The organism is Micromonospora sp. WMMD961 (genome assembly GCF_029626145.1).
In the GTDB taxonomy this organism is placed as follows: domain Bacteria; phylum Actinomycetota; class Actinomycetes; order Mycobacteriales; family Micromonosporaceae; genus Micromonospora.
Genome location: NZ_JARUBJ010000002.1, coordinates 3,724,525 through 3,744,981, shown reverse-complemented (window position 1 = coordinate 3,744,981; position 20,457 = coordinate 3,724,525). Strand labels below are relative to the sequence as shown.

Sequence of the window (20,457 nt, the reverse complement as noted above, 5' to 3'; positions counted from 1 at the left end):
CAGTAGGATCACCGACACCTCGGCGATGACGTTCGCCTCGTGCACCCGGAGTCCGTGTGGCCGCTCGTTCGTACCGATTCCTGCGCCGAACTCTGGCCGTCTGCTGCCTGCTGGCCGCCGCCGCGCTCCCAGCGACACCGACGGCGGCCGTCCACACCGATGATGCGGACCCCACCATCCTGCGGATGCTCCAGATGAACCTCTGCAACAGTGGTCGCGCCGGCTGCTACACCGGCCGAGCGATGGGCAAGGCCATCGAGGTGATCAGAGCCGAGGCACCCGATCTGGTCACCCTCAACGAGATCTGCGCGGACGACCTTCCCGTGCTGCACGGCGTCTTCGAGGCCGTCCACCCTGAGCGGACCGTCGTGGCCGTGTTCCAGGCCGCCGGTGACCGGCCGAGCGGCGACGACACCCGCTGCCGCAACGGCCAACGGTTCGGCATCGGGTTGCTGACCCACGTGCGGACGACGGACACCCCGCACACCGTGTACCGCGGCATCCACCCGACTCAGGACCTCGCGGACCCCGAGGAACGAGCCTGGCTCTGCGTCGACGTGGACGGTGCCCTGCTCGCCTGCACCACGCACCTGTCCGCCACCGGCGACCGTGTCGCGCTCACCCAGTGCGACCACCTGCTCGACACGATCCTGCCGACGATCAGCCGCGCCGCAGCCGACCAGCCCGTCGTGCTCGGCGGCGACCTCAACCTCCTCGCCGGCCACGACCCCGACGTGCGCTCCTGTACGCCGCCGGGCCATCAGCGGATCGGCGACGGTCGACTACAACACATCATGGCGACCGGCGACATCAACCTCTGCTGCCGCCGATTGGTGCCGATGCACGGGGTGACCGACCACGCCGCGCTGCTGACCACCCTCGTCATCGAACGGCGTTCACCCGGCCGCCCGGCCGAACGCCTCACCGCGCCCAGCTGACTGCGACGGGGCCGACAGCAGGATGACGTGCAACTGACGTGGGCCGTGCACACCCTCCACCCGGACCAACTCGATGTCGCTGGTCGCCGACGGCCCGCTGATCCACGTCAACGGGCGGCCCGGGGTCAACCGGGCGAGGGCCTCGGGCACCGTGGCCACCACCTGGTCGGCCCGGACCACGCACACGTGTCGGTCCGGCAGAAGACTGATCACCCGGCGGCCCTGGTCGGGTGATCCGTCGAGGACCACAGTGCCGGTCTCCGCGATGGCGACCGCGACGCCGGTCACGACGGTCTCGGCGGTGCCGATCCGCTCGGTGCCACGGCCGTCGTCCCGCATCGCGGTCACCGTCGGCGGCAGCCAGGCGGGTGGCACGCCCGGCGGTACGACAACGGTTCCCCCGATCGGCAGGATGTCGGCGATCGTGTCGGCGACAGCGGACTCGGCGACCCGGTGCACGTGGGCGCGGTAGTCGGTCAGGCGCTCCACCAACTGGCCCAGGTCGGGCGGGCCCGTGAGCCGGTAGTCCCGTGGCACCTCCACCGGCGGGTGGACGCCGGCGAGGAGCGCGGCCCGTAGCCGGCCGAGGACGAGGTCTCGCGAGCTCACCGCTCAGCCCACCAGTCGCGGAACGTCTGCGCCGGTGGGTCCGGCAGGTCGCGGCTGCCGGTCCAGCCGTTCAACGGCGGCGGCAGTCCCCGTCCGCGCCGGCCGGCGACCCGGCTCAGTCGGGCGGCGCGCTGCGCGGCCTCGTACAGCCGCGGACGGTCCATCGTGTACGCGGCGGCGGCCATCGCGATCGACTCGGCGGTGGGCCGGCGTCGCGAGTCGACGACCTCGGCACGCAGGTGCACCAGCAGCTCCGGGATGTTGATCTGCACGGGGCAGGCGTCGTAGCACGCGCCGCACAGCGTCGACGCGTACGGCAGGGAGGCGTTGTCGTCGACGCCGGTGAGCTGGGGTGACAGCACGGCACCGATCGGCCCCGGATACACCGACCCGTACGCGTGCCCGCCGGCACGTTCGTACACCGGGCACACGTTGAGGCAGGCCGAGCAGCGGATGCACCGCAACGCCTGCCGGCCGACCTCGTCGGCGAGCACCGCGCTGCGCCCGTTGTCCAGCAGAACCAGGTGGAACGCCTGCGGGCCGTCGCCACGGGTGACCCCGGTCCACATCGACGTGTACGGGTTCATCCGCTCCCCCGTCGACGCCCTTGGCAGCAGTTGGAGGAACACCTCCAGGTCCCGCCAGGTGGGCACGACCTTCTCGACGCCCATGACGGTGATCAGCGTGTCCGGCAGCGTCAGGCACATCCGACCGTTGCCCTCGGACTCCACCACTGCCAGGGTGCCCGTCTCGGCGACGGCGAAGTTCGCGCCGGACACCGCCACCGGCGTACTCAGGAACGTCTCCCGCAGGAAGCGGCGCGCGGCGGCGGCGAGGGCCGCCGGATCGGCGGTGAGTGTCGGGTCGACGCCAGGCATCTCGCGGAGGAAGATCTCCCGGATCTCGGCGCGATTGCGGTGGATGGCGGGGACCAGGATGTGGCTGGGCCGGTCGTCGCCGAGCTGCACGATCAGCTCCGCGAGGTCCGTCTCGACCGCGGTGATCCCGGCCGCCTGGAGGGCGTCGTTGAGGCCGATCTCCTGGGTCGCCATCGACTTCACCTTGATGACGCGGTCCGCGCCGGCCCTCTTCACGAGGTCGGTGACGATGCGGTTGGCCTCCACGGCGTCGGCCGCCCAGTGCACCACGCCACCGGCCTGGGTGACCTTTGCTTCGAGTTGTTCCAGCAGCTCCGGCAGGCGGTTGAGGGTGTCGGCCTTGATCGCCGCGCCCGCCGTACGCAGCTCATCCCAGTCGGATGCCTCGGCGATGACGCCGGCCGACTTGGCCCGAATCGTCGTCGTCGCGTGCCGGAGGTTCCGCCGTAGTTGCGGGTCGGCCAGGCTGCGCCGCGCCACGGCCGGAAACGATTGCTCTGCGCGCAGCTGCCCCACACCGGGCGGGGCGGTCGCCGGCATCCCGAGAAAGGTCCTGCGCGTCACCGTCGCACCATCGATTCCTGCTCGGTCGAGGCCAGGATCTCGGCGAGGTGCACGGTACGCACACCGGTCCGCAGCCGTGCCAGCCCACCGCCGATGTGCATGAGGCAGGACGCGTCGCCAGCGGTGCAGACCTCCGCGCCGGTAGAGAGCACGTGGCGCATCTTGTCGGCCAGCATCGCCGTGGAGGTCTCCGCGTTCTTCAGCGCGAACGTGCCGCCGAACCCGCAGCACTGCTCCGCGGCCGGCAGCTCGACCAGGTCCAGGCCGCGTACCGCGTCCAGCAGTTGTCGCGGCCGGTCCCCCACCCGCAGCATCCGCAGCGAGTGGCAGGTCGGATGGTAGGTGACCCGGTGGGGGTAGTACGCCCCCACGTCGGTCACCCCGAGCACGTCGACCAGCAGTTCGGACAGCTCGTACGTGCGTGCCGCCACCGACTCGGCGCGGCTGGTCAACGACGGGTCGCCCGCCCGCCGGGCCACCATCGCGTGCTGATGCCGCACCGCCCCCACGCACGAGCCCGACGGCGCGACGATCACGTCGTACTCGTCGAAGACCCGCACGTGCCGACGCACCAGCGGCACCGCGTCGGACCGGTAGCCGGTATTGATGTGCATCTGCCCGCAACAGGTCTGGTCCGGTGGAAAGACCACCTCATGGCCCAGCCGCTCCAGCAGCCGCACGGTCGCGCTCGCCGCCTGCGGGAACATGGCGTCGGCAAGGCAGGTCACGAACAACGCGATCCGCACGTCACACCCCTGTCCATCCGGCTGGCCCCGGGTCGGTGCGGGCGGTGTGGAGTCGTCATGGCCGGACCCGCAGGTGGGTGACCCCACCGTCGACGTCCAGCGCCGTGCCCGTGGTGGAACCCGAGCGCGGCGACGCGAGGTAGACGATGGCGTTCGCGACCTCCTCCGGCGTCACCAGGCGTCCGATGGGCTGGCGGGCCCGTAGCGCCACCCGCTCGGCGGCCGGATCCTCGGCCTGGGCCAACAGGCGACCGACCCAGGGCGTGTCGGCCGTGCCGGGGCACACGCAGTTGACCCGGATGCCCTCGCGGACGTGGTCGGTGGCCATGGCGAGGGTCAGCGACAGCACGGCACCCTTGCTGGCCGAGTAGAGCGCCCGGCCCGGCAGGCCGTTGAGCGCGGCGATGGACGAGACGTTGACGACCGACGCGTGACCCGACCGGCGCAGCCACGGCAGTGCCTCGCCGACGACTCTCGCCATGCCGACCACGTTGACGTCGAGCACGCGCCGCCACTCGTCGTCGGTGTTGTCGGCGACGGTCCCGGTCGCCCCGATCCCGGCATTGTTGACCACCACATCGATGCCGCCGAGTGTGATGGCGGCCTCGGCGAGCGCCGCCGCCACCGACGGGCGGCTCGACACGTCGGCGGCGAAGCCGGCGACGCCTTCCGGGAGTCCGCTCGGGTCTAGGTCGAGGACGGCCACCTGAGCGCCCCTGGCGTGCAGATGAACGGCGGTGGCACGGCCGATGCCGGAGGAGCCGCCCGTGACGATCGCGGACAGCCCGACGAACTCGCCGCTCATGCCGCCACCAAGGTCTGCCGCGCCCGCCCCAGACCGGTGATCTCCAGTTCCACCACGTCACCGGCGCGCAGGTACGGATGCTCCCGAAGCCCGAGCGCCACCCCGGCCGGCGTCCCCGTGTTGATCACGTCGCCGGGATAGAGGACCATGAACTGGCTGAGATACCAGACGATGTGGGCGACCGGAAAGATCATGTCGGCGGTGGACCCGTCCTGGCGCAGCACCCCGTTGACCCACAGCCGCAGCGACAGAGACTGCGGATCGCCGACCTCGTCCGCCGGGACGAGGCTCGGCCCCAGCGGGTTGAAGGTCTCGCAGCTCTTGCCCTTGTCCCATTGCCCTCCGCGCTCGAGCTGGAACTCGCGCTCGGAGACGTCGTGCGAGACCGCGTACCCCGCGATGTGCCGCATGGCCTGCCCCGGAGAGTCGGCGTAGCGGACGGTCGTACCGACGACGACCGCGAGCTCGACCTCCCAGTCGGTCTGGGTCGACCCGCGCGGGACGTGGACCTCGTCGAACGGCCCGACCAGCGTCATCGGGTCCTTCAGGAAGACCACCGGCTCGGCCGGGAGGGCCGCGCCCGTCTCGGCCGCATGGGCACGGTAGTTCAGTCCAATGCAGACGATCTTGTTGGGGCGGGCGATGGGTGCGCCCACCCGCAGCTTGTCCGCGTCGGGCAGCTCGGCCAGCTCGCCACGATCGAGTGCGGACCGGGTCCGCGCGATCCCGTCCGCCGACCAGAACGCGCCGTCCAGGTCGGCGGTAAGGCCGCGCAGGTCGAAGGTCGTACCGTCGTGCTGGACGGCCGGAATTTCCCGGCCGACCGAGCCGAGACGCAAGAAGTTCAACTCATTCTCCTCTGTGGTGGGGCTCGCGCGCGGTGGTCGCCCCAGGGCGACCTGGCCGCAGGTCTCGCCAGAGTTCGGACAGGTCACGGTGGCGGGCGGCGAAAGCGTCCGCCGTCTGGACGATCTGCTCCGGGGAGTCGGCCCCCACCACCACGGACGAGACGACGTCACTGTGGGCGGCGAAGGCCAGCGCGGCCTCGGGCAGGCTGATGCCGTGCCGCAGCGTGGTCGCCTCGATCTCCCGGGCGCGGGCCAGCACGTGTGGCGGGGCCGTGGCGTACTCGAAGTGCGCACCCGCAACGGGTGCGGGTGCCGCGAGCACGCCGCTGTTGAACACCCCCGCATTCAGCACCGACACCCCCCGCTCACGGCACAGCGGGACAAGCTCGACGAGCGCGTCGGCGTCGAGCAACGTCAGTCGGCCGGCGACCATCACCGCGTCGACCTCGGTCTCGCGGACGAAACGCAGCAGACTCGGCAGGTTCCGCGTCCCCACGCCGACCGCACCGATCACACCGTGTGCGCGCAGCTCGGCGAGCGCGGGGAACGCCTCGTCGATCGCCTGATCGAGGTGCTCCTCGGGGTCGTGCACGAGCGCCACGTCGATCCGGTCGAGCCGGAGCCGCTGCCGGGACATGTCGAGCGAACGCCGGACGGCATCGGCGCCGAAGCCCCAGCGGCGTTCCCGCCCACCGTCGGCGTTCTCCACGATCAGACGGCCGACCTTCGTGCTGATCGTGAACGCCTCGCGCGGCCGCCCGGCGAGCGCGACACCGACCCGCTCCTCGGCCGCACCGAGGCCGTAGTGCGGCGCCGTGTCGAAATAGCGGATGCCCGCCTCCCACGCCGCCGCCACGGTCGCGTTCGCCGTTCGCTGGTCCATCGTCGGCTCGTAGAGCCCACCGAGTTGCGCGGTGCCGAGACCCAACTCGGTGACCACGACGCCGGAGCGCCCGAGGTTGGTCGCCCTCATCGCCGGGTCCCGTACACCCGAGCGGCGGTGCCCCCGAGCACCGCGGCACGCTCGGCGGAGGTCCAGCCGGCGAGCAGCCGCTGCGCGCGGGCGCGCTCGCTTCGATAGTCACCGCGGAGCAACAGCACCGGCCAGTCCGAGCCCCAGAGCAGCCGATCGGCCCCGAGGACGGCGTACGCGGTCGCGACCAGCGCCGAGGCGGCCCGCTCGTCGGTGCCGAGGCCGGACAGCTTGGCGACGGCGAGCGGTGCCCGCGCGAGCTGTGCGAGCGCCCGCCGCCAGGCAGCGACGTCGGTGCCGGGTCGAGCGGCGTTGGCCAGGTGGTCGACCACGATCGGCAGCCGGGGATGCCGACCCGCCAGCGCGGCGGCCGCCGGAAGCTGCTCCGGCGAGATCAGCAGTTCGAGCAGCAGCCCGGCGCGCTCCACTGCGGCGAGGCCCGCCGCGCTGGTCGACGCGGTCCACCATGAGGTCGGCGCGCCGACCAGCGACTGCCGCACACCCCGGAGCAGGTCGCCACCAGGGCCGTCGCGCAGCGCGGCGAGTCGACCGGCCACCTCGGGCTCGCCGAGGTCGACCCAGGCGACCACCGCCGCCACGCGCGGATCGTTCGCCGCGCGCTCCAGCAGTCGCTTTGCCCCGGCATCGCTCTCGTCGGCGGCGATCAGCACCACGGCGTCCACTCCGGCGTGGACCAGCTCGGGCGTGAGGTCGTCGAGCGCGAACGCCCGACGGATCGGCCGGGTGTCCGGTTCGTCGAGCCAGGCCGCGTCGAGCAGCTCCTCGCCCCAGACGTGCACGTGGGCGTCCATCGAGGTCGCCACGATCAGGCAAGCGGTTGGCGGCCGGCGTCCCGCCAGGCTTCGTACTCGGCCCGGCTGTCCGGGCTCAGCGGGTAGTAGTCCGACAGCCGGGCGCCCTGCTCAAGGCGCATCCGGCTGAAGTCCTCCCAGTTCTCGTGATCCTCGGCGCTGTGCACGAGTTCGAGTGCCTTGCCCGCCGGGACGATGACCGCGCCGTCGTCGTCGGCGACGACCACGTCACCCGGCAGGCAGAGCACGCCCCCCGCCGCGACCGGCACGTCGTACGCCCAGGGGAACAGATCGCTCTGCGAGGCGTAGTGCGGGGTCGTCCCGGTGCACCAGATCGGCACCCCCAGCTCCCGCACCCGGGCGGCGTCGCGGATACGGCCGTCGACCACGATGCCCGCGCCTCCGCGGCGCTTGAAGTAGCGCACCAGCATGTCGCCGAAGCAGCCGGTGAACGAGCTGCCGTACGCCTGCACGACGAGGACGTCGCCCTCCTGCACGGTCTCCAGCACCGCCCAGAGGGCCGTGTGCCGCTCGATGTACTCCTGGCTGAGCCCGCTGGCAACGTCCTCCCGCTGGGGCATGAACTGCAGGGTGAGCGCCGATCCGACGACGCGGCTGCCGCGCTCCAACGGTGCCGGCCCCTGCACAGCGGTACGGGTGATGCCGAGGCCGTTGAGCTTGGCACACGCGGTGGCGGCGCTCACTTCGTTCATCCGACGCAGGATGTCGGGGTCGGCCCGGTCGAAGGCCTCGCCGCGGACGGGCAGCGGCCAGACGGTCGCCGCAGATTCGAGGGCGTCGGGGTTCATGGGTGTTCCTCCTGGGTGGTGCCATGGGCGAAGTGCTGGTGAGCGGCGCGGTACGCGCGTCGGTTGATGTCGAGGTCGAGGGTGATGCGGGTACGGGCGGGCAGCAGGATTTCCAGCCGTGCGCCGCCGACCGTGGTGCGGTGTGGCACGGTGGTCACCGGTGGGACGTCGTAGCGCCATGCGTCGCCCGGGTAGCCGGGGGCTGCCACGTCGTGACCAACGGCCACGATCTCGTCCTCGCCGAAGGCTCCGGCCTGCACCACGGCGAGCTGCTCGGCGTCGCCGGTGTTGACCAGCTCGACGACCACCCGGTGTTCCTCGACCGTGGTGACCAGGGCCGCGACGTCGGCCGGCAGACCGGGGCGGCCGAGCCGCACGTCACCGATCACGACGCGGGCGAGCGGGAGCCCGCCGTAGTAGATCGCCGGTGGTGCCCCGGTCACGAGGTGGCTCAGCACCTCGGTGACCACGGGGTTGAGCCGTTGCCAGAAGTGGATGTCGCCGTCCTGCGGCTCGTCGGGCGCCTCGGTGATGAGCGCCATTCGTCGCAACGTCTGTGTCAGCGCCAGCTCCAGCCCGCGTTCGGGGTAGTCCGGGTTGCGACCGGCGAGGTAACCGATCCACGGCGCCTCGTGCCCCTGCTCCTCCTTGTCGTGGAACCAGCGCACCGCCTCCCAGTCGGTGTCGGAGGCCGCACGCAACCGCTCGATGAGCGTGTCGGTGGCGATGTCGCCGCGCGCCCAGGCCCGCCACAGCACCGGCGTCAGGGGTACGGGATGCCGGTCGAACCAGCCCTGCGGCCCGTGCCGATACGGCACGAGCAGTTCCCGGGTGGTCTCGTCCGCGCCGAGCCGCTCTGCCCAGCCCGGCCCGAGGCTGCCCCGCGCCGCGATGCCGTCGGCGACCTCGCCGTGGGCGAGGACGGCGTCGAGCGTGCCGTCCACCAGGTCGAGTCGGTCGACGCGTCCGGTGAGCACCACCGCGTTGAGGGCGGCGACGGTGGCGGCAGGCAGGATCGAGTGCAGGCCGTGCGGCCACGTCCAGCCGTAGTGCCCGCCGTACCAGGCGCCGCCGTGCAACTCGCCGACTTGCCCGGAGGGCCCCACGTTGTCGGGCAGCAGGCCACCGTTCGCGGCGGCACGCTCCCGCCAGGCGTCGACATACTCGAGCACCCAGTCGGCGAGGCCTTCGTCGTGGTCGTAGAGCCAGGCGTTCACCGCCAAGGTGGTCGCGGCGAGGTTGACGGCGGTGTCGCCGCGGCCCATCCGCTGTTGCATGGCCTGGCCCATTGCCCGTGCCGCATCCGGGTCGCGCAGGTCGTCCCAGGAGTCGACGCCGGGCACGTCGAACAACGGCAACCCGTAGATCTGCATGCCGGGCTGGTCGGCGCGGTATTCCGCCCAGTCCTCACCGACACCCCAGCGTGGGCCACCGGCCCCGGTGTGCGGGGCGACGATCGTGTGGGTCGCCGGATCGTAGTTGTCCGAGCCGGGCAGGTACAGCTCGGCAAAGCGCCGCGCCCGCGCCCGGAAGGCGGTGTCGGCCGGGTCGGCGGCGCAGATCCCGAGCAGGAACGGCAGGGACTCGCCCTGGTGGAACCAGTCGTAGCCGATCTCGTACTCGTCGCGCAGGTAGCCGTACTCACTGAGTTGCCGGGTCACTCCCTCCCAGTGCCGCTTGGCTGCGGTGAGCAGGTCGGGTGACCCGCCGATCCGGTAGAGCGTCGGCCAGTTGAAGAACGGCTCGTAGAAGTCGTCCACGCCGTCACGGCCGTACATCCGCCCGTGGTAGCGCAGCCGGCCGTCCGGCTCGCAGAAGCGGCGTTCGAACTCACGCCAGGCCCGGTCGAGCCGGGAGAGCAACTCGCGTTCGAGCAACGCCCAGCGTGGCAGCTCGCGCAGCGGGACGGCGGCGGTGATGCGGGGCGTCATCCCTTGACCGCCCCCGAGGTGAGGCCGCCGATGATGCGTTTCTGCAGCAGCACGTAGAACACGACCACCGGAACGACGGCGAGCAGCATGTTCGCGTACACGACGGTGAAGTCGGTGGAGTACTTGCTGACGGCCGCGAAGACCCCTGTCGTCACCGTGTAGACGCCGGAGCCGGGCCCGAGGATGAGTCGCGGGCTGACGAAGTCCGACCACACGCCGACGGCGTTCAGCACGACAGCGGTGGCGACGGCGGGACGCATGAGCGGGAAGATCACCCGCCAGAACGTGCCGATCCTGGACGCGCCGTCGATCCGGGCTGCCTCGTCCAGCTCCCGCGGAATGCTCTGCACCAGGGCAGTGAACAGGAAGAGCGTGGTGGGGATGGTGAGCGCGGTCTGGAAGAGCACGAGCCCTCCGACGGTGCCCATCAGGCCGAGGGTCTTCAGCACGTAGATGACCGGGATGACGATCGCCTGGGTCGGGATGAACAGGCCGGCGAGCATGAGCAGGAGCACGACCCGGTGACCCCGGCGCACACCCCGACCGATCGCGTACGCGGCCGGGCCGGTCACGATGATCGACAGGATGTTCACGGCGACGACCAGCAGTGCGGTCGTACCGTACGCCTCGATGACGTTGAAGGTCGACGAGGTGGCGGCGGCGTACAGGTTGTCGAGGGTGAAGCCGTCGGTGGGCACCCCGAACGGGGACCCGACGATGTCCTCCTGCGACTTGAACGCGTTCGTCACGAGCAGGTATAGCGGCCCCAGCATGGCCAGGGCTATCACGACGAGCGCCGTGGCACGGGCGAACCGGATCGCTTTCACGCGGCCACCGCCCGTTCACTGCGACGACGCGCCTGGGTGAGCGCGACGGTCACCGCAATGATCACGACCATGAGAACGACGGACTGGGCCGCGCCGTACCCGAGCTGCGACCGGCTGAACGACGTGCTGAGGATGCTGAACACCACGGTCTGCGTCGACCCCGCCGGGCCCCCCGCGGTCAACGCGAGCACCAGCTCGTAGACCCGCAGCAGACCGATCGCGGCGAGGACCACGTTGAGGGTCACGGTGGGCGCCAGCACCGGCAGCTTGACCCGCCAGAAGGTCTGCCACGGGCCCGCACCGTCGACGGTCGCCGCCTCGGTCAGCGAGGCGTCCAGGGTCTGCAGGCCGGCGAGGTACAGCACGACGTTCACCCCGAAGCTCGCCCAGATGACAACCGCGATGGTCGTCACCGTCGCCCAGGTGGGGTCGGCGAGGAACGGCAGACCGTCCCCGCCGGAGTTGCGCAGCAGGGCGTTGACCGCGCCGTTCGTGCCGAGGATCGACGCCCAGAGGAAGCCCAGGATGATCGGGCCGATCACGTACGGGGAGAAGACCAGCACCCGCATCACCGTGTTGATCCGCGAGTTGCCGTTGAGCAGCAGCGCGATCCCCAGGCCGAGGACGTTACAGGCGAGGGTGCCGACCACGGCGATGACGGCCGTGAGGCCAGCCGCCCGCAGCACGTCGGGATCCTGGGCGAGGCGCTCGTAGTTACGGGTGCCGACCCAGGACGCGGGCATGGTGAACCCGTCCCAGTTGGTGAAGCTCAGGTAGACGGCGATCCCGATGGGCACGAGCACGAACACCACGACGAGCGCGAGCGCCGGACTGATCATCAGTGCGTCGGTGAGCAGGTCGATCCGGCCGGCGCGGCGTCGGCCGCCGGCCCGGGCCGGCGGGGCGGCCGTGGCCGCCCCGCCGGTGACGGGGGTGGTGTCACTGGTTGGCATTCAGCTTCCACCACGAGTCGAGGGCGGCCGCCGCGTCGGCGGGGGTGCTGCGGACGTACAGCGCCTGGACCTGCTTGTTCAGCTCATCGCCGAATCCGCCGGGAATGCCGGGACCGGAGGTGCCCAGGACGAGTCCCGGGGCCGTGTCCAGGATTGCCGCGACCGACTTGTTGAGCGGGCTGCCGTCGTACGGGACGCCCTGGCGGAAGTTGCCCTCGGAGGCGAGCGAGGTCGCGATGGCGGTCTTGTCGCTGACCAGGTACTTCACCAGGTCGAGCGCGAGCTGCCGGTTCTTCGAGCCCTGCAGGATCGAGTACGGCTGGGCGGGCCCGCTGAGCTGCCCCACCGGGCTCCCGTCGAGCGAGGGGGTCGGGAAGACGCCGACGTCGAACTTCTTCGTCGCCTCGTCGATCGACGGGACGATCCAGTTGCCGATGACGTACGTCGCGGCCTTGCCGGAGGTGAAGGCCTCGATGGAGTCCTGGTACTTGAGGCCCAACGCGTTGCGGTCGACGAGACCCTCGCGGATCCACCCGGCGTACGCGTCGAGGTAGCGCTGGTAGGCGCTGGCGGCGAAGGTGGCCGAACCCTTCGTGCGGTCGGCGTAGAAGTTTCCGGATTTCAGTAGTTCGGGGTTGGCCAGCATCGCGAACTGCGCCCCGGTGACCCACTCACCGGCGGTCTGCAGCGGGAGGTACCCGGCGCCCTTGAGTTTGCGCAGGGCGGCGGTGAAGTCGTCGAGGCTCGTCGGCGGCGTGTCGATGCCGGCGGCGGTGAAGGCGGCCTTGTTGTAGAACACCAATGACTGGATCTGGGCGCCGGTCGCGACCTGCCAGATCTTTCCGTCGACCTTGTTCTGCTGGGCGAGGGGCGTGTCGAGGACCCAGTTCTCCTCGGGGAACCCGAACAGTTGCGGAGCGACGACGGGGTCCAGGTTGCTCGCGACGATGTCGGGGACGTCGCCGGAGGCCAGCTCCTGCTGCAGGGTGGCCTGGACGTTCTCGGCGCTGGGCACCTCGATGGTGACGGTGACGCCGTCCTGGGTGGCGACCCAGGGCTGCACGAGCTTCTCGTAGTACTCCTTGGTCAGCACCGGCGTGATGTTCGCGAGGATGCGGAGTTCCTTCTTCCCGGACCCTGCGTCGTCCGCGCCGCATCCGGTCAGAAGACCGGCGGTGAGCGCCGAGGTGATGAGAATCGCGGCGAGGCCGCGCGGGCGGTATCGCATGAATGCTCCTTGGTTGGGGGTGAGTCGTCTGACGAGGGCGGGCACTCGGCGGTGCTACTCGAACGAGAACCAGTCGAGGTTCGCGACGCCGGCGCCGCCGGTGGCCACGAGGAACACGTCGTGCATGCCCGACGTCGGCGTGATCGTGGTGGACTGTGGGGCGAACCGTGTCCAGGACCCGGTCGAGGCGACGGTCATCGTGCCGATCGTGGTGCCGCTCGGGCTGTCGAGGCGCACGGCGAGGCTCTGACCGGCGTACGCCGGATCGACGGCGACGGAGGCGACGAAGCTGGTCCGTCCGCCGCCGAAGTCCACCGATCGGAAGGTGAGGCTGTCGCCGCCGTCGAACGAGCCGACAACCGAGCCCGTGCCGCCCGGCGACGCCGTGGTGCCCGAGCTGGCGTCGGCGGTTTCCGCATCGAACCTGGCCGGCAGTCGGGTGAACGCGATGGTGTCAAGATCGCCCACGCCTGGTCCCGAACCGAGCGCCCTGAGGTACACGTCGTGGGTGCCGCTCGTCGGCACGATGGGGGTGTACTGCGTGCCGAACCGGTTGAAGCTGCCCGTCGACGAGACCGTCGCCGTGCCGATGACCGGCCCGGTCGACGAGTCGATCCGGATCTCGAACCGCTGCCCGGCGTACGCGGCCTCGGTCGCGATGCTCGTCTCGAACCGGTTGCGCCCCGCACCGAACGCCACGTTGGCGTAGCGGACCCAGTCACCGCCGTCGAAGCTGCCGACGACCGTTCCGGTGCCGGCCGCGCGGGTGGTCACTCCCGAAGCACTGGCGAAGGACTCGGCCTGGACGACGGTCGCCGTGGAACGCACCCCCGCGGTCCATCTCGTGGCGCCGTACGGGTACGCGCCGATGGTCGGCGACGGATCGGTCGAGCCGTCCGTCCACGGTGGGAGCACGGCTGCGGCGTTGCGGGCCGGGGAGCCGGCACCGACGGTGAAGTCGAGCGCGCCGGGGTTGACGAACTGCGGGTTGGTGGAGTTCTGCAGATTGTTGGTCACCGTCACGCCCGTCGCGGTGTCGACGGTCCCGATGTTGTTGCGGACCTCCGAGGAGGAGTACGTGCCACCGAAGAGGCTGACGGCCTTGGGGTCGGTGCCGCTGGTGTTGCCGTACACCCGGTTGCCTGACGTCGTACCGCCGTTGGGGTTGATCAGCACCACGCCGTAGGTGGTGCGGTTCCACGCCACGTTGTTGGCCACCGTCGCGTTGTACGTCTCCAGGTCGAGGTACACCCCGGGCGCGGGGCCGTCGGCCGCGACCCCGGGTGCCGCGTCGTGCAGCAGGTTGTGGTCGATGACCGTGTCGGCCAGGTTGACCCGGCAGCAGACATAGATCGCGCCGACGTCGTTGACGAGCTTGCCGTAGTCGCCGAAGTCGTTGTAGCGGATCAGGTGACCCGAGGATGTCGTCCCGGCGACCTTGTTGTCGATGTTCAGGTTGCTGCGCCCACTGCCCCAGGCGGTGTTGTGGCTGATGAGGTGACCACTGCCGAGGAGGTTGATGCTGGCGGCGTAGCTGCCCAGGTAGTTGGTGTTGGTGATGCGGTTGTTGCTCACCACGTTGCCGGTTCCGGCGACCAGGACGCCGTTGCCCGCACTCCAGTCGACGGTGCTGTTGCGCAGCGTGTTGCCGGTGCCCCGCAACTGGATCCCACTCGTGGTCTCCCCGGCGGTCAGCACGTCGCAGGGGTCGGCGGGGGTCACCTTGTTCGGGTCGACGGTCAGGTCGGCGTAGGCGGACACGTACCGCGCGGCGATGCCGTCCAGGACGACGCGGTGGGTGGTGGACGAGGTCTGGATCGTCGCGCCCTTGAGCCCGAGCCCGAGCACGGTGACGTACGAGCGACCGGACAGGTCGAAGCCGTACTCCCGTTTCTTGACCTCGACGAGGTGCGACGACGGTGCCGCGCCGTCGGGGGCCCAGAGGTAGAGGTGACCGTCGGCCGGTCGGTAGTGCCACTCCCCCGGCTTGCCGAGCAGCGCCAGCTTTCCGGTGAGGGAGTAGAGGTTCTTCTGGTTGGGGCTGAGGCCCACGCAGGCCGGCAGGCTGCTGGCGGTGACCGAACCGACGGTGGAGCTGGTCACCGTTCCGGTCTCGCTGACGAACCAGTTGTGCGACGTGAGGCGGGCGCCGACCCACCAGCCGGCGGGCTGGTGGAGGGCCGGGTCGGACAGGGAAGTCTGGGTGCCGGACTGGGCGGAGGCGAGGATCGGCTCGGCGGGGTTGTTGCCGGCGTGCGGCCAGGCCGCCTCCGGCTGCATCGCGTCGTCGACGAAGACCTGCTGGCCCGGCAGGCTTCCGTTGACGGTCACCGGGGCGCGGTACAGGTGTCCGGCTGTGACGGCGGCGGCGAACTCCGAGCCGGTCAGGGTGGAATCGCTGGCCTGCAGCGCCGTGAGGTTGGCCGGGGTGACCGTCGACCAGCCGGTGACGGGGTCGGTTCCGTCGACGATCACGTGGGCGCCCGGCGCGGCGGTGTAGGTGATGCGGTTCGTCGCCGTGCCGTTGGCGGCGGGGGTGACGGTCTCGCGGTAGGTGCCGGCCGCGATCTGGCAGGTGTCGCCGGCCACCATGACCGTCGCGCAGCGCTGGATCGTGCGGAACGGCGAGGTGGGCGTGCCGGGGGCGGCATCGGAGCCGGAGGTGCTGACGTGGTAGGTCGTGCCGCCGGTCGCGGCCGCCGGGTGGGCGGCGAGGAGGGTCGACGCGAGGGTGACCGTGACGGTCAGCAGGAGAGTGAGGACGGGGGACGGGGTGGTTCGAGAAGTCATCGCTGTTCCGATCGCTAATCGATTGCGACACCATACGGGCGGCGTTGCCACGCGGTCAACGGCGTGTTTCGTGCTCGGTCAAGCACGCAGGGACCAGGGTGGATGGCCGAGCGTCGCGGGGCGCGAGCCTCATCGACTATCGCTAGAGTGGGCAGCAACCCAGCATGCGACGGAGTGACAATGACGGAAGCCGTTATCAGCAGGGGTCTGCTCTCAGACCAGGTCTACGAGCTGATCCTCGCCTCAATCCTCGACGGCAGCCGCACCCCGGGGTCGCGGGTGGTGGAGTCCGAGATCGCCCGACAACTCGGCATCAGCCAGGCGCCGGTGCGGGAGGCGGTGAAGCGTCTCGTCCACGCCGGACTCGTGGTGTCGGTGCCCCGTCGGGGCAGCTACGTCACCGAGATCTCCCCGGAGGAGTTCGCCATCGCTCGCCAGATGCGGGCGACCCTCGAGGCCGCCGGGGCGCGCATCGCCGTCGGGCACCTGGCCGACGACGACTTCGCCCGGCTCCGGGCGATCGTCGCCCGAATGCAGACCGCGGTGGACAAGGGCGACTGGGCAAGCTTCCGCACCCTCGACATCGACTTCCACCGCAGCGTCATCGCGGCCACCGACCTGGCGGTTCTCGCCCGCCTGTGGGACACCCTCGAACCCATGTTGGTCAGCCAGCGCGCGATCGGGGACCCGGCCTACCTCGGCGACCGGGGGCGGGTGGTCGCCTGGCACACGGACCTCATCAACGCGCTCGCGAGCGGAGACCCGGAGACCGCCGCGTTGGCCTTCGCCGAGCACGCCTCCGGCGGCCTGGACAAGACGACCGCCGAATAGTCGCCATACGACCAGGCCGGGGCAGTCGGCGTCACGACCACCCCGGGCAGCGGCGTCAGCGCGGCGGCGTGTCCCGGCGGGACGGGAACGGGTTGCCCGGCTGACCGAGGGTGGAGCGGGCACGCAACCCGACCGGGTCCGGGGCGGGCGTCGCGACCGCCGGCTCCGGCACCCGACGCCCACTGAGGTACGCCGCGGCAGCCCGGTCGTCGTCCGTCGGAGCGGCGAGCAGGGCGTAGAGCAGACCGACCACCCCGAAGATCACCGCCAGCATGATCGGCACCAACAGGGTGCTCACGCCGGCACCGGTCACCTCGCGCCCCGCACCTTCGTGGCGGTGCACCGACAGGGCGCTCATCCCGGTGAAGTGCATCCCGTTCACGGCGATGCCCATCACCAGCGCGGAGGCGAAGATCGCCAACCCTCGGCGAACGGTCATCGCGAGCCACAGCGCGACGGTGGCCGCCACGACGGCGATGACCACGGAGAGCGCGACCCGGACGGTGTCGTACGCGAGAGTGCCGTTGAGCCGCATCGCCGCCATGCCCGTGTAGTGCATGGCCGCCACGCCCGCCCCGGTGAAGACGCCACCGGCGATCAGCCGCAGGGCGTTCAACCGGCCGGTGCCGACGATCGCCAGACCGATACCGACCGCCACCACGGCGATGACCGTGCTGGCCGCGGTCAGCGGCACGTCGTACCGGATCCGGGTGTTCTCCACGGCGAACCCGAGCATGGCCATGAAGTGCATCGCCCAGATGGCGGTGCCGCCCAGCGCCCAGGCCGACAGCAGACCCCACCAGGCCCGCTGGCCACTCGTCCGTGCCGTACGGATGCGCCCGGCGCAGACCAGACCGAGGACGGAACCGAGCACGGACAGCGCGTAGCTCAACGCGGGTGTGATCCACCCGTACTCAAAGTGATTGATGTCCCCCACCGCGGCCTTCTCCCCCATCGTTACCGGCGCGTCAACAAAGCGCTCGAGCAATGATCAGGGGTGCCGTGATCAGGCGCAACAGTGCCCCCCGGGCGATTCGGCGCGTGCTGCTGCGGTAACCGTCCGATGCGTCGATTCCACAGCGATAGTGACCGAGGGTGATGGTCAGGCCGAGGTGTGGTACGCCAGGACACCCCGGTTGATGGCGGCGATCGCCTGCCGGGCGGTGGACCGCAACTCCGGCGAGGCGCCGCCGGAGTCGGCGAGTTGACCGAGGAGGTCGACCACCTGTCGCGCCCACCGGACGAAATCACCGGCGGGCATCTCACCGTCGATCTCGTGACCACTGCCGAGCACCTTGGCCAGCACCTCGCCCCGCGCCCACCGGTAGACGGGCCAGGCGAAACCGAGATCCGGCTCCCGGGTCGCGGCCAGCCCGCGCGCCGCCTCGTCGGCCTCGATCTCCCCCCACAGCTTCAGCGTCTCGTCCACCGCGTCGGCCACCGGGCCGCGTGGCAGTGACGCCCGCTCGTCGACGTCGCGGCGCGCCTCGAAGACCACCACCGACACCGCCGCGGCCAACTCGGCCGGCGACAGACCGTTCCACACGCCTCGGCGCAGGCACTCGGCGACCAGCAGGTCGGCCTCGGTCCAGATCCGGCCGAGCATCCGTCCGGCGTCGGTGACCGCGCCGTCGCGGGCAAGGTAGCCACGGTCGGTCAACAGCGCCACGATCCGGTCGAACGTCCGGGCGAGCGAACCCGTCCGACCGGACACCCGCTCGCGCAGCTCCTCGGTGTCACGCTCCAGCCGTCGGCGTCGCTCCGCCCAGCGGGCGTGGTCCTCCCGCTCCGGGCAGGCGTGGCAGGGGTGACGCCGCAGCTCGGTGCGGAGCTGGGTGATCCGGTGGTCCTCGCCGGTCACCTGCCGGGAGCGGCCACCCCGTCGGCCCCCGTGCCGGTCCAGGCCGGTGCCGCTCACCTCGGCGGCCAGATCCCGCCGGGCGGCCGGTGAACGGTGGTTGAAGTGCTTGGGGACCCGGATCCGGGCCAGGACCTCGGCGGGGGTGGTGAAGTCACCGGGGCTGACCCGCCCGGCCCAGCGATCCTGGGTGAGCACCAGCGGCCGGGGCTCACCGAACCCACCGGTCGCCGGGTCCAGCACGACGGCCAGCCCGGCCCGCCGACCCGACGGCACCCGGATCACGTCGCCGACGCGCAGCCGCTCCAGCGACGCCACCGCGGCGGCCTTGCGCTGGGTCTGCCCCTGCCGGGCAATGGCCTTCTCCCGGTCGGCGATCGCCACCCGCAACGCGAAGTACTCGTCGAAGTCGCCGTGGTGGCAGGCGGACTCCGCGCCGTACGCCTCGATCGTCTCGGTGTTGCGCTGCACCTGCCGCGCCAGGCCGACCACCGACCGGTCCGCCTGGAACTGGGCGAACGAGGACTCCAGCAGGGCCCGGGCCGGCTCCACGCCGACCGTGCCGACCAGGTTCACCGCCATGTTGTACGAGGGCCGGAAGCTGGAGCGCAGCGGGTAGGTGCGGGTGGAGGCGAGCCCGGCCACGTGCCGGGGATCGGTCTCCGGGGACCACACCACCACGGCGTGCCCCTCCACGTCGATGCCCCGGCGGCCGGCACGCCCGGTGAGCTGGGTGTACTCCCCCGGAGTCAGGTCGACGTGCGCCTCGCCGTTGTACTTCACGAGGCGTTCCAGGACCACGCAGCGGGCCGGCATGTTGATGCCCAGTGCCAGGGTCTCGGTGGCGAAGACCGCCTTGACCAGGCCGCGGACGAACAGCTCCTCGACGATCTCCTTGAACACCGGCAGCATGCCGGCGTGGTGCGCGGCCAGGCCACGCTCCAGACCGTCGAGCCACTCCCAGTAGCCCAGCACGGTCAGGTCCTCGCCGGGAATGGCGGTGACCCGCGACTCGACGACCCGGCGGATCTCGGTCCGCTCCTCCGGCGAGGTCAACCGCAGCCCGGCGGCGAGACACTGCTGCACCGCGGCGGCGCATCCGGCCCGGCTGAAGATGAACAGGATCGCCGGCAGCAGACCCTCCCGGTCCAGCCGGTCGACGATGTCCGGGCGCAGCGGGCCACGCCAGCGCGGGCCGCGACGGCCCGCGCCAGGCCCCGCGCTGCGGCCCTCGCCCAGCTCCAACCGCCGCGCGGTCTCCCGGGTGTAGCGCAGCAGCTCCGGGTGCACGTCGTGCTTGCGGGCGGCATCGGCGTCGTGGAACAGGTCGAACATCCGCTTGCCGACCAGCATGTGCTGCCACAACGGCACCGGTCGGTGCTCGCTGACCACCACTGCCGTCTCGCCGCGCACGGTGACCAGCCAGTCGGCGAACTCCTCGGCGTTGGACACCGTCGCCGACAGCGAGACCAGGGTGACCGAGGCGGGCAGGTGGATGATCACCTCTTCCCACACCCCGCCACGGAACCGGTCGGCCAGGTAGTGCACCTCGTCCATCACCACGTACGCCAGCCCCTGCAGGGTGCTGGATCCCGCGTAGAGCATGTTGCGCAGCACCTCGGTGGTCATCACCACCACTGGCGCGTCACCGTTGATCGCGTTGTCGCCGGTGAGCAGACCGACCTGCTCGGCGCCGTACCGGGCGACCAGGTCGTGGTACTTCTGGTTGGACAACGCCTTGATCGGCGTGGTGTAGAAGCACTTGCGCCGCGTCGGCGGGGTCGTCGCGTCGTCCGCCGCCGGATCGTCGGGCCGGCCGCGCAACGCCAGGTGGACGGCGAACTCACCGACCACCGTCTTGCCGGCGCCGGTGGGGGCACAGACCAGCACACCGCTGCCCCGCTCCAACGACTGGCACGCCTCCCGCTGGAAGTCGTCGAGGTCGAACCCCAGGTCGAGGGCGAACTCGTCCAGCGCTGGAAACTGTGAGGCCTGCGCGGCCCGGCGGCGGGCCTCCGCGTACCGCTCGGCGGGACTCGACATGGGACCAAGATTAG

The 20,457-nt window shown here is 71.1% G+C and carries 17 protein-coding genes; 2 read left to right on the top strand and 15 right to left on the bottom strand.

Going from position 1 to position 20,457, the window contains the following annotated elements; genetic code table 11:
- Window positions 1-56 precede the first annotated feature (56 nt).
- Complete coding sequence (locus O7614_RS17005; RefSeq protein WP_278139438.1) at window positions 57-938, top strand: endonuclease/exonuclease/phosphatase family protein; 882 nt, start codon at window positions 57-59, stop codon at window positions 936-938.
- On the opposite strand, the gene O7614_RS17000 is transcribed toward O7614_RS17005, so the two are convergent.
- The 13 genes from O7614_RS17000 to O7614_RS16940 are packed head-to-tail and all read right to left on the bottom strand — an operon-like array spanning window position 897 to window position 15,711.
- Complete coding sequence (locus tag O7614_RS17000) at window positions 897-1,547, bottom strand: LUD domain-containing protein (protein WP_278139437.1); 651 nt, start codon at window positions 1,545-1,547, stop codon at window positions 897-899. The genes O7614_RS17005 and O7614_RS17000 overlap by 42 nt on opposite strands.
- Entirely contained in the window at window positions 1,544-2,965 is a 1,422-nt protein-coding gene (locus tag O7614_RS16995; protein WP_278142285.1) for a LutB/LldF family L-lactate oxidation iron-sulfur protein, read from the bottom strand. The genes O7614_RS17000 and O7614_RS16995 overlap by 4 nt, the downstream gene beginning before the upstream one ends.
- A 20-nt stretch (window positions 2,966-2,985) precedes the next feature.
- Entirely contained in the window at window positions 2,986-3,735 is a 750-nt protein-coding gene (locus tag O7614_RS16990; RefSeq protein WP_278139436.1) for a (Fe-S)-binding protein, read from the bottom strand.
- 55 nt (window positions 3,736-3,790) lie between these two features.
- On the bottom strand, window positions 3,791-4,540 hold the full coding sequence (locus tag O7614_RS16985) for an SDR family oxidoreductase (RefSeq protein WP_278139435.1): 750 nt from the start codon (window positions 4,538-4,540) through the stop codon (window positions 3,791-3,793).
- Window positions 4,537-5,388 carry a fumarylacetoacetate hydrolase family protein gene (locus tag O7614_RS16980; protein ID WP_278139434.1) on the bottom strand — a complete coding sequence of 284 codons (852 nt, stop codon included), beginning with the start codon at window positions 5,386-5,388 and terminating at the stop codon, window positions 4,537-4,539. The genes O7614_RS16985 and O7614_RS16980 overlap by 4 nt, the downstream gene beginning before the upstream one ends.
- Before the next feature lies 1 nt (window position 5,389).
- Window positions 5,390-6,361 carry an aldo/keto reductase gene (locus O7614_RS16975; protein WP_278139433.1) on the bottom strand — a complete coding sequence of 324 codons (972 nt, stop codon included), beginning with the start codon at window positions 6,359-6,361 and terminating at the stop codon, window positions 5,390-5,392.
- Window positions 6,358-7,173, bottom strand: coding sequence for an amidohydrolase family protein (locus tag O7614_RS16970; protein ID WP_278139432.1), 816 nt, complete (start codon window positions 7,171-7,173; stop codon window positions 6,358-6,360). The genes O7614_RS16975 and O7614_RS16970 overlap by 4 nt, the downstream gene beginning before the upstream one ends.
- Before the next feature lie 14 nt (window positions 7,174-7,187).
- Entirely contained in the window at window positions 7,188-7,982 is a 795-nt protein-coding gene (locus O7614_RS16965; protein ID WP_278139431.1) for a hypothetical protein, read from the bottom strand.
- The gene (locus tag O7614_RS16960) at window positions 7,979-9,913 is read right to left on the bottom strand and encodes a hypothetical protein (protein WP_278139430.1); all 1,935 of its coding nucleotides are present in this window, start codon (window positions 9,911-9,913) and stop codon (window positions 7,979-7,981) included. The genes O7614_RS16965 and O7614_RS16960 overlap by 4 nt, the downstream gene beginning before the upstream one ends.
- Entirely contained in the window at window positions 9,910-10,740 is an 831-nt protein-coding gene (locus O7614_RS16955; RefSeq protein ID WP_278139429.1) for a carbohydrate ABC transporter permease, read from the bottom strand. Before O7614_RS16955 ends, O7614_RS16960 begins: the two co-directional genes overlap by 4 nt.
- Window positions 10,737-11,693 (bottom strand): sugar ABC transporter permease, encoded by a 957-nt coding sequence (locus O7614_RS16950; RefSeq protein WP_278139428.1) that lies wholly within the window; start codon window positions 11,691-11,693, stop codon window positions 10,737-10,739. Before O7614_RS16950 ends, O7614_RS16955 begins: the two co-directional genes overlap by 4 nt.
- The gene (locus O7614_RS16945; RefSeq protein WP_278139427.1) at window positions 11,680-12,921 is read right to left on the bottom strand and encodes an extracellular solute-binding protein; all 1,242 of its coding nucleotides are present in this window, start codon (window positions 12,919-12,921) and stop codon (window positions 11,680-11,682) included. The genes O7614_RS16950 and O7614_RS16945 overlap by 14 nt, the downstream gene beginning before the upstream one ends.
- A 54-nt stretch (window positions 12,922-12,975) precedes the next feature.
- Entirely contained in the window at window positions 12,976-15,711 is a 2,736-nt protein-coding gene (locus tag O7614_RS16940; protein ID WP_278139426.1) for a carbohydrate-binding protein, read from the bottom strand.
- A 180-nt stretch (window positions 15,712-15,891) separates the two neighbouring features.
- Here O7614_RS16940 and O7614_RS16935 point away from each other — a divergent pair, with 180 nt between their 5' ends.
- The gene (locus O7614_RS16935; protein WP_278139425.1) at window positions 15,892-16,542 is read left to right on the top strand and encodes a GntR family transcriptional regulator; all 651 of its coding nucleotides are present in this window, start codon (window positions 15,892-15,894) and stop codon (window positions 16,540-16,542) included.
- A gap of 55 nt (window positions 16,543-16,597) precedes the next feature.
- Here the strand turns inward: O7614_RS16935 and O7614_RS16930 are convergent, their stop codons facing one another.
- Together O7614_RS16930 and O7614_RS16925 are read right to left on the bottom strand one after the other, a co-directional pair.
- Complete coding sequence (locus O7614_RS16930; RefSeq protein WP_278139424.1) at window positions 16,598-17,479, bottom strand: MHYT domain-containing protein; 882 nt, start codon at window positions 17,477-17,479, stop codon at window positions 16,598-16,600.
- A gap of 165 nt (window positions 17,480-17,644) precedes the next feature.
- Window positions 17,645-20,443 carry a DEAD/DEAH box helicase gene (locus tag O7614_RS16925; RefSeq protein WP_278139423.1) on the bottom strand — a complete coding sequence of 933 codons (2,799 nt, stop codon included), beginning with the start codon at window positions 20,441-20,443 and terminating at the stop codon, window positions 17,645-17,647.
- Window positions 20,444-20,457 lie beyond the last annotated feature (14 nt).